Genomic DNA, 9,555 nt, shown 5'->3' with positions numbered 1-9,555 from the left:
CGGGTCCGCTCAGACGGGTGGGACCGCGGCCAGGCCGTCCGGAACGGTCCGCAGCTGGGATGCGCCCGAGCGCACCGCCCAGCCGAACACGGCGAGCGCGACGGCGGCCACCGCCACGGAGTCGTACGGAGCGGGCAGCCGGCCGGACCCGCCGAAGCTGCCGAGCCACGACAACAGGGTCAGCGCGGCCAGGTGGCAGACCAGCCAGGCGCCGTGCCGAAGCTCGACGCGGGCCGGTGCTCCTCCGGTGCCGCGCCGCTGCAGCAGGTGGAGCGGAACACCGGCGAGGACGAGCGGGAGCGCGAGCCGCAGATCGTGCCAGCCCGACCAGTAGACGAACTCGCTGGACACGATGAAGCTCACCGGCGCGATCCAGCGCACCCCGGGCGACCGGCCCTCGGTCCGTACCGTTCCGCTCTCCCGGTCGTGCGTCCGGAACACGGCCACGGCGACCGCCGAGGCGGCGTAGATGAGCAGATACATGTCGCCCATCACACTCACGATGTCCTGCCATCCGCCGAACGGCAGCAGGAAGACGACGATGACCAGAAGATTGAGCACCAGCGCCCGGTGCGCCATGCCGGACCGCGGATCGATGCGCATGAAGAAGCGGGGCAGCAGGCCGTTCTTGGCCAGGGCGTACGTGTGCCGCGCGTCGATCGCCACGCCCACGTACGCCGAACCGCCGGGTGAGATCACCGCGTCGGCGTAGAGCAGCGTGGCCAGCCAGTGCAGGTTGAGCACCAGGGCGAGCTGCCCGAACGGTGACTCGAAGTCGACCCCGTGCCAGCCGTCGCCCAGCAGGGAGTCCGGCACGGTGAACAGGAACGCCAGCTGGAGACCGAGGTAGACGAGGACGGCGAGACCGATCCCGGTGAGCACGGCGGCAGGCACCGTGCGGCGCGGATCACGGGCCTCGCCGGAGAAGTCGAGCGGCGCCTGGAATCCGTTGACGGAGTACACGATGCCGCCGCCGGCAAGTGCGGTCAGGCAGGCCGCATAGCCGTACGGTGCGAAACCGCCGTGATCGGTGAGGCGACCGGAGTGCGTACCCGACAAGAACAGCGCCACGACGGTGACGACGGGGACGACGACCTTGAACACGGACACCAGGTTGTTCAGCCGCGCGAACATCCTCACGGCGAACCAGTTGAGCGCGGTCAGCACAGCACTCAGTGCGACGGCCACACCGACGCCGGCGGCGGTCAGCCTGCCCTCGTCGTACAGCCCGGGCAGATAGTGCGCGGCGTACTGCATGATGGCGCTGATCTCCGCGGCCGTGCCACCGACCGAGAGCAGCACGGACCAGCCGATGACCGTACCGACCAGCCGTCCGCTGGCGTACAGCGGCCAGCGCACGGTGCCGCCGCCCTCCGGGCGGGTGGCTCCGAGCTCCACCATGACCAGTGCCACCAGGGCGCACAGCGCGCCCGCCGCGATCCAGGACAGCAGCGCGGCCGGGCCCGCTGTCTGTGCCGCGTACATGGCGGCGAACAGCCACCCGGAACCCAGGATGTTGGAGAACCCGATCGCGGTGAGACCCCAGAATCCGAGCTCCTTGCGGAGCCGGTGCTCCTCGACGACCACAGCCGGGGCGGCGTAGGAGTCCGGTGGCGGGTTCGGCGGCACGTGGCACGTCTCCTCGTACGGTCGGGGACATACGAGTGCCCAGCGTGCCACGCGCGCCGTCGGTCACCGCCGAAGGATTGCCGCCTCGTACACGGATACGGGTGAGCGCGCGGAGCGCATCCGTCAGAAGAACACTCCGCAGCGCAGCAGGACGTTGGCGTAGGGCCGCGCCTCCCCGGTGCGTACGACCAGCCGCGCCCCCGCCGACAGCGCCTTGAGCTCGTCGTGCGCGACCAGTTGCAGACCCGGCAGGCACCCTTCCAGCAGCCGGGCCGCGGCCGGATTCGCCTCCCGCACCTCGTGCGCGGCCGTGGCGCCTTCGATCACCAGCTCGTCCAACAGGCCCTCGATCACGTCGGCGAACGAAGGTATCCCGGCGCGGAAGGCGAGATCGACGACGCGCGGGCCGGGTGGAACGGGCATGCCCGCGTCGCAGACGAGGACTCCGTCGCCGTGGCCCAGTTCGGCCAGGGCCCCGGCCAGATGACGGTTCAGGATTCCGGCCTTCTTCACAGTGCGGAAACCTCCTCGGCGGTCGGGAAGGACGCCTGCGCGCCTTCCCTGGTGACTGCTGCGGCGCCCACCCGCACGGCGAAGGCGGCAGCCGTGGCGAGGTCCTCGCCGAGGCTGAGCCGCCAGGCGAGGGCTGCCGTGAAGGCGTCACCGGCACCGGTGGTGTCGACGGCCTCCACCCTGAGGCTCGGGATGCGCACGACGGTGTCGGTACGGCCGTCGGCGACCAGTGCACCGTCCGCGCCGAGCGTGATCACCACTGACTGCGGGCCCAGGGACAGGAGTCCTCGCGCCCAGTCCTCGGGGCCGGGTCCCGCGGCAGCTCCGAGCACGAACCGGGCCTCGTGTTCGTTGACGACCAGCGGGTCGCAGGCGGCGAGTACGTCCTCGGGCAGGGGCGCGGGCGGCGACGGGTTCAGTACGAACCGGGTACCGGGCGGCCGGGTGCGGACGACCTCCGCCACGGTCTCCAGCGGGATCTCCAGCTGTGCCGAGACGACCCGGGCGCCGGCGAGCAGGTCGGCGGCGGCCCGGACGTCGTCGGGGGTCAGCCGGGCGTTGGCCCCGGGCGAGACGACGATGCTGTTGTCACCCGAAGGATCCACCGTGATCAGCGCGACCCCGGTGGGCGCCCCGCCGACGCGGACACCGGTGGTGTCCACGCCGGCCGCGCGCTGCGATTCCAGCAGCAGTCGCCCGTGAGCGTCGTCGCCCACCCGGGCGAGCAGGGCGGTCCCGGCGCCGAGGCGGGCCGCGGCGACGGCCTGGTTGGCTCCCTTGCCGCCCGGGTGGACGACAAGGTCGGAACCGAGCACGGTCTCGCCCGGCGCGGGGCGCCGCTCGACGCCGATCACCAGGTCGGCGTTGGCCGACCCTACGACCAGCAGGTCGTGGTCGCGCATCACTGTCCTTCTTTCACTGGGATCCATGGGATCCATGGGCGGGCGGTCAGGAGAAGTCGGCGACGTTCTTCTCCGTCACGACCTTCACCGGGACCTTGACCGTGCCGGCGATCTTCTTGCCCCGCGCTGCCTCGACCGCGTTCTGCACGGCGATCTTCCCGAGCTCCTTCGGCTGCTGGGCGACCGAGGCGTAGAGCTTGCCCGCGGCGACCGCCTTCAGGCCGTCGGGGGTGCCGTCGAATCCGACGACGGCGACGGAGTTGCCGGCCTTGCTGCCGAGCGCCTTGACCGCGCCGAGTGCCATCTCGTCGTTCTCGGCGAAGACTCCGGTGACTCCCCGGTGGGACTGGAGCAGGTTGGTCATGACGTCCAGGCCCTTGGTGCGGTCGAAGTCCGCGGGCTGGGACGCGACGACCTTGATCCCCGGGTACGCCTTGATTCCCTCGGCGAAGCCCTGGCCGCGTTCGCGACTGGCGGAGGTGCCCGCGGTGCCCTGCAGGACGACGATGTCACCCTTGCCGCCGAGCTTCTCGGCCAGCGTCTTCGCGGCGAGTCTGCCGCCCGCCACGTTGTCGGAGGCGACGAGCGTCGCGGTGTCCGCCTTGTTGACGCCGCGGTCGGCGGCGATCACCGGGATGTCGGCCTTGTTGGCGGCCCGCACCGCGGGACCCACCGCATCCGAGTCCACCGGGTTGACGACGATCGACTTGACGCCCTCGCCGGTGAAGTTCTGCAACTGGTTGGCCTGCTGGGAAGCGTCGTTCTGCGCGTCCGTCACCGTGAGGTCGATGCCCGCATGCTTGGCCTCCGCCTGCGCGCCCTCCTTCATCTGCACGAAGAAGGGGTTGTTCAGCGTGGACAGCGACATGCCGACCTTGGTGGTGGTGCCCGAGGAACCGGGGTTGAAGAAGGTCACGGCTGCGACCACGGCCGCCGCGCACACCGCGGCGATCACGAGTTTCGCCGCCCCCTTCTTCCCTCCGGAACCGGATGCGCCGGACGGGGCTCCCGCCGTCCCGGAACCGCTGCCGGCCCGCCGGCGCACGGTGTCCAGCAGGACCGCGAGCGCGATGACGACACCGATGACGACCTGCTGCCAGAAGGCGGAGACGGACAGCAGGTTGAGGCCGTTGCGGAGCACGGCGAGTATCAGTGCGCCGATCAGCGTTCCGGACGACTTGCCGACGCCGCCCGCGAGGCTGGCGCCACCGATGACGACTGCGGCGATCGCGTCCAGCTCGTACCCCTGCGCGGCCTGCGGCTGCGCGGAGACCAGGCGGGAGGCGAGAACGATGCCCGCGACCGCGGCGAAGAGACCGGAGAGCGCGTAGATGACGAGCTTCTGCCGCTTGACGCGGAGACCCGAGAGCCGGGCCGCTTCCTCGTTGCCGCCGATCGCGTACATGGAACGGCCGATGTAGGTGCGGCCGAGGATGACTGCCGTGACCAGCCCCATCGCGATCATCACGAGGACCGGGACGGGCAGCCACCCGCCGAGCGTGTCACCGAGCACCGAGACGGAATCAGGGAAGGCGATCGGGCTGCCCTGGGAGATCACGAGGGACAGGCCGCGGCCGATCGAGAGCATCGCCAGCGTGGCGATGAACGGCGGCAGCTTCCCGTACGAGACGAGCGCGCCGTTGACGAGGCCGCAGGCGATACCGGTGACCACGGCGAGGATCACCGCGATCCACACGGGCACGCCCGCTGACGTCGCCATCCAGGCGAGTACGGTCGCCGAGAGCGCGGCCACCGAGCCGACGGACAGGTCGATGCCCGCCGAGACGATGACGAAGGTGACGCCGAACGCGAGGATCGCGGTCACGGACGCCTGCACACCCACGTTGAGCAGGTTCTGCGTGGTCAGGAAGTCGCCGGAGAGCAGCGACATCGCCACCACCAGGACCACCAGGGCGCTCAGCGCGCCGTTGTCGAGCAGAATGCGGCGGAGCGCCGAGGCGCCACTTGCGCCCGTGTTGCTCTTGCGCGTGTCAGTGGCCACGGGAGCCCTCCACTTCATCGTTCACATCTGGGGTGGTTGTGACGGACGGGGCGCTGACGGCGAGGGCCATCACCGCGTCCTGGGTCGCTTCGTGCGCGGGCAGTTCGCCGGCGATCCGGCCCTGCGCCATGACGAGCACGCGGTCACTCATGCCGAGGACCTCGGGCAGATCGCTGGAGATCATCAGGACCGCGTGGCCGGAGGCGGTCAGCTCGTTGATGAGCTGGTAGATCTCGACCTTCGCGCCGACGTCGATACCGCGGGTCGGCTCGTCCAGGATGAGCACCCTGGTGTCGGCGAGCAGCCACTTCCCGATGACGACCTTCTGCTGGTTGCCACCGGACAGCGTCCGGACGTGCTGGCCGAGGCCCGCCATCCGTACGCCCAACTGCTCGGCGATCCTGGCGGCGGCCGTGCGCTGCCCCTTGAGGTCGACGAGACCGCCGCGGCTGGCCGAACGGAGCGTGACCAGGCCGAGGTTCTCCTGCACCGAGGCGTCGAGCACCAGTCCCTGGCCCTTGCGGTCCTCGGGTACGAGTCCGATCCCGGCGCCCATGGCCGCGTTCACGTCGCCCTTGCCCAGCCGTTCGCCCCGCACCTCGACGCTGCCGGCGTCGTAGGGGTCGGCGCCGAAGACCGCGCGGACGACCTCGGTGCGGCCGGCGCCGACGAGGCCGGCGAGTCCGACGACCTCTCCGGCGTGCACGTCGAAGCTGACGTCGTGGAAGACGCCGCCGCGGGTCAGTCCCCGCACGGAGAGCAGCACGTCGCCGGTCTCCGGGCGTTCGCGCGGATACTGCTGGTCGATGCTGCGCCCGACCATGAGCCGTACGAGCTCGGCCTCCGGAGTCGAGGCGGGCACCTGGTCGATGCTGCGGCCGTCGCGGAGCACGGTGACCCGGTCACCGAGTGCCGCGATCTCCTCCAGGTGGTGGGTGATGAAGACGATCCCCACGCCGTCCTCGCGCAGCTGCCGAACGATCCGGAAGAGCTTCTCCACCTCTTCGCTGGTCAGCACGGCGGTCGGCTCGTCCATGATCAGGACGCGGGCGTTCAGACTGAGCGCCTTGGCGATCTCCACCATCTGCAGCCGGGCGATGCCCAGTTCGCTCACCTTGGCCTTCGGTGAGACACGCACACCGACGCGGCGCAGGAGTTCCTCGGCGTCCGCTTCCATCTTCTTGCGGTCGATCATCCCGAGGCGCCGCGGCTGGCGTCCCAGGAAGATGTTCTCGGCGACGGTCAGTTCGGGAACCAGGTTGAATTCCTGGTAGATGGTGGCGATGCCGAGCCGCTCGGCGTCCTGGGCACCGTGGACACGCACCTCGTGTCCGTCGACCAGGATCCGTCCGCTGTCCGGGCGGTAGGCCCCGGAGAGCATCTTGATCAGTGTGCTCTTGCCTGCGCCGTTCTCACCGAGCAGGACATGCACCTCACCGCGGCGCAGATCGAAGTCGACGGAGTCGAGCGCGACCACGCCGGGGAAGGTCTTGCGGATTCCCTCGATCCGCAGCAACTCGTCCTGACTGCTCACAGGTTGCTCCTCTGGTACGAAGCGGGCTCGCCGCAGGACCTGCGTACGACGAGACGGGCGGGAAGAGTGACGGACTGCGGGGAGCGGCCCTCTATGACGTCGACCAGTGCACGTACGGCGGCTCGGCCGAGGTCTCCGGTCGGCTGGGCGATCGCCGTGATCGGCGGATCGGTGTGTACGAACCACGGGATGTCGTCGAACGCGGCGAGCGCGATGTCCTGCGGAACCCGCAGACCGCGTGCGCGGATCGCGTCGAGCGCGCCGAGCGCCATCAGGTTGTCGGCGGCGAAGACCGCGTCGGGCGGCTCGGGCAGGGCGAGGAACCACTCGGTGGCGCGCCGTCCGCTGTCCGCCTGGAAGTCGCCCTGTCCGATGTAGGCGTCGGGCAGGCTCAGCCCGTGCCTGCCGAGAGCGTCACGGAATGCCTCGACACGTTCACTCCCGGTGGTGGTGGCGGCGGGGCCGGCGATGATGGCGAGCTTGCGGTGGCCGAGGCCGTACAGGTGGGCGACGAGCTCACGCACCGCGGGGCAGCCGTCGGCGCGCACGACGGGCACGTCCACACCGGGAATCCAGCGGTCCACGAAGACCATGGGGGTGCCGCCGCGCACCGCGTCGAGCATCTGCTGGGAGCCGCCGTCGGCGGGCGAGACCAGCAGGCCGTCGATCCGGCGGTCGAGGAGCGTGCGGACATGGTGGTCCTGGAGCTCGGGCCGCTCGTCGGCGTTCCCGATGATGACGCTGTACCCGAGCGCGCGGGCCGCCTCCTCCACGGAGCGGGCCAGTGCCGTGAAGTACGGGTTGAGCACATCGCTGATGATCAGCCCGAGGGTGCGCGTCTGGTCGGTGCGCAGCGACCGGGCGACGGCGTTGGGCCGGTAGCCGAGCGCGTCGACGGCGCTGAGGACGCGGGCCCGCGCATCGGGACTCACGGACGGATGACTGTTGAGGACGCGCGACACCGTGGCGACGGACACGCCCGCCTCGGCTGCGACATCTTTGATGCTCGCCACTGCCGGACCACCTCCTTGTGGTTTCCGTGGAGCCTCGAATCCAGGACCCAGCGCTCCGCGCCGCAATCCGTGGAATCGATTACACGACCGATTGGAATCGATTACACGCCTCGAAGGCAACCCTTTTCCGTCCGGAGAGACCCAACCGTAACGAAAGTCACTCATATGAGCGGGGCGCGGCAGGAGCTCCCGGGGCGGCGGAGAGTCCGCCTTTCGGCTGCCCCGCGAGCAGGGTGTTCGCACGGCCCTCGCGCCGGTGGTCCGCGTCCTCCGTACGGGACGGAAGGCAGAGCGGCTCCCTCGTCCGCTCGGTACGGGTCCAGCCCGGGAGACGACCGCCCGGGACGCCCCGCCCGCGCGGGGCGGTCACGGCGCAGTCGTTTCCCGGCCTTCCGCTCCCGCGCGGATCCGGTGCCGGACCTCACCCGTCGCCCGCTGCGATCGGGCGCCCGGCCGGTCCGCCGGCGCCGCTCACACCGCTCGGAGTGCCGTCGGGTCCGGCCGCGCACCGGCTGGACGGGCTGCCGTGCAACCCTGCCGCAACGTTGCGGGGAGTTGGCTGAGCTCATCGCACCGACGCCGGACAGCGAAAGGCCGACACGTGCCCCCTTCGGACGCTCCTCTCGTGGAGCTCACGCCCGCAGCCGCCGACCTCGTGCGGCAACTGCACCGTACCCATGGACCTCTGATGTTCCATCAGTCAGGCGGCTGCTGTGACGGCAGTGCGCCCATGTGCTACCAGGACGGTGAATTCCGTACCGGCGGCTCCGACGTCCTGCTCGCCTCACTCGCCGTCGAGGGAGTCGCGGAACAGGTTCCCTTCTGGATGTCGAAGAGTCAGTTCGAGGTGTGGGCGCACACCCGGCTGATCGTCGATGTGGTTCAGGGGCGTGGCAGCGGGTTCTCCCTGGAGGCGCCGGAGGGGGTGCGGTTCCTGATCCGTTCGCGGCTCGTCGGCACCTGACCCGCGCGGGGCATGCCGCGTCGGCGCACTTCGCCGGGTGTCGTGCACGGCCGGCACCGGACCGCAGCGCGTAGGAGGGCGACGTGCCGCCGCCCCTGTCCCGCAGCAGCGTGCGCCTGATGCCGGCGGCGGTTGCCCGCGCGTACTCCGAGGTCGCGGCGGGCTCCGCGACGGACGGGACGAACCGGCGATCCGGGCACCGCACTTGAGACCACGAGTCCGTGGAGGAGCAGGCACGGGCGCCGGACCTGCGGCCCACGAACTCGCCGAACCCCGCTCATCCACCCGTACCGGCGTCCGGCCCGCGATCGCAGAGCGACGACGGGTGACGGACGTCAGCCGGCACGGGGTTCACGTCAGGGCTGGAGGCTGCTGACGACGTCGGCCGTGGCGGTCAAGCCCTCCTCGATCGTCGGGGCCATGCTCGTACCCGCGAGGAAGAACCCGAGCAGCGCGCACACGATCGCGTGCGAGAGTTTGAGCCCACCGTTGCGGAGGAAGAGCACCGCAAGGATCAGCAGAAGCAGCACCAATGAGATCGAAATGGCCATGGCCAACCTCCTCCGCCGCGCCGGAATTGCGGCATTCGGCCGCCAGTGTGGCGTAACGGAGGAGCCATCTGGCGCACTGGCGTGTCCGCCATCCGGGTGTTGACCCACTGTCACCGTCCGCCCGTCGGTGACACCCCGCCGCCCGTCGCCCCCCGCATGCCCTGCGCCTCGGCCCGAGGGCATGAATCGTCCCTGCTCACCGCCCGTGCGGCGGCCGTCATTCCGCTGTCGTACCTGTCCCGGTCGCGGGCATGCCTCTGCTCGCGGGACCGGCGAAGGAGCGGGGACGCCTTCCGGGCGTCCCCGCTCCCGACTTCCGTCGCCGCGACGTCTGTTGCCGACGGGGCGGCACCCTAGGGCGTGTTTCGAAAGTAGCGCCGTCCGCCCGGAGGGCGGGCTCGGCGGCGTCTGGTGCGTGCGATCGCAAGGCGGAGGGTCCCCCCGATA

The 9,555-nt window shown here is 70.7% G+C and carries 8 protein-coding genes; 1 reads left to right on the top strand and 7 read right to left on the bottom strand.

Annotated elements, in window-relative coordinates:
• Nucleotides 1-9: 9 nt before the first annotated feature.
• The 6 genes from ACFVXE_RS31500 to ACFVXE_RS31475 all read right to left on the bottom strand — a co-directional run bounded on the left by ACFVXE_RS31500 (nt 10) and on the right by ACFVXE_RS31475 (nt 7,593).
• Nucleotides 10-1,629 carry an APC family permease gene (locus tag ACFVXE_RS31500; RefSeq protein WP_389676318.1) on the bottom strand — a complete coding sequence of 540 codons (1,620 nt, stop codon included), beginning with the start codon at nt 1,627-1,629 and terminating at the stop codon, nt 10-12.
• A 123-nt stretch (nt 1,630-1,752) separates the two neighbouring features.
• On the bottom strand, nt 1,753-2,142 hold the full coding sequence (rbsD, locus tag ACFVXE_RS31495) for a D-ribose pyranase (protein WP_389676316.1): 390 nt from the start codon (nt 2,140-2,142) through the stop codon (nt 1,753-1,755).
• Nucleotides 2,139-3,044, bottom strand: a complete 906-nt coding sequence (locus tag ACFVXE_RS31490; RefSeq protein WP_389676314.1) for a ribokinase — start codon at nt 3,042-3,044, stop codon at nt 2,139-2,141. Before ACFVXE_RS31490 ends, rbsD begins: the two co-directional genes overlap by 4 nt.
• Before the next feature lie 46 nt (nt 3,045-3,090).
• Nucleotides 3,091-5,046, bottom strand: coding sequence for a substrate-binding domain-containing protein (locus tag ACFVXE_RS31485; RefSeq protein ID WP_389676312.1), 1,956 nt, complete (start codon nt 5,044-5,046; stop codon nt 3,091-3,093).
• The gene (locus ACFVXE_RS31480) at nt 5,036-6,580 is read right to left on the bottom strand and encodes a sugar ABC transporter ATP-binding protein (protein ID WP_389676311.1); all 1,545 of its coding nucleotides are present in this window, start codon (nt 6,578-6,580) and stop codon (nt 5,036-5,038) included. The genes ACFVXE_RS31485 and ACFVXE_RS31480 overlap by 11 nt, the downstream gene beginning before the upstream one ends.
• Nucleotides 6,577-7,593: a LacI family DNA-binding transcriptional regulator gene (locus ACFVXE_RS31475; protein WP_389676310.1), complete on the bottom strand. Its 1,017-nt coding sequence runs from the start codon at nt 7,591-7,593 to the stop codon at nt 6,577-6,579. The genes ACFVXE_RS31480 and ACFVXE_RS31475 overlap by 4 nt, the downstream gene beginning before the upstream one ends.
• A gap of 625 nt (nt 7,594-8,218) precedes the next feature.
• Here ACFVXE_RS31475 and ACFVXE_RS31470 point away from each other — a divergent pair.
• Entirely contained in the window at nt 8,219-8,557 is a 339-nt protein-coding gene (locus tag ACFVXE_RS31470) for a DUF779 domain-containing protein (protein ID WP_389676309.1), read from the top strand.
• A 356-nt stretch (nt 8,558-8,913) separates the two neighbouring features.
• On the opposite strand, the gene ACFVXE_RS31465 is transcribed toward ACFVXE_RS31470, so the two are convergent.
• Nucleotides 8,914-9,108: a hypothetical protein gene (locus ACFVXE_RS31465; protein ID WP_389676307.1), complete on the bottom strand. Its 195-nt coding sequence runs from the start codon at nt 9,106-9,108 to the stop codon at nt 8,914-8,916.
• Nucleotides 9,109-9,555: the final 447 nt, after the last annotated feature.

The organism is Streptomyces sp. NPDC058231 (assembly GCF_042882275.1).
In the GTDB taxonomy this organism is placed as follows: domain Bacteria; phylum Actinomycetota; class Actinomycetes; order Streptomycetales; family Streptomycetaceae; genus Streptomyces.
This window is presented reverse-complemented; position numbering and strand designations above follow the sequence as displayed.

Excerpts from the sequence above, each read along its gene's own strand:
- ACFVXE_RS31490 (WP_389676314.1), bottom strand. The coding sequence starts at position 3,044 with ATGCGCGACCACGACCTGCTGGTCGTAGGGTCGGCCAACGCCGACCTG.
- ACFVXE_RS31465 (WP_389676307.1), bottom strand. The coding sequence starts at position 9,108 with ATGGCCATTTCGATCTCATTGGTGCTGCTTCTGCTGATCCTTGCGGTG.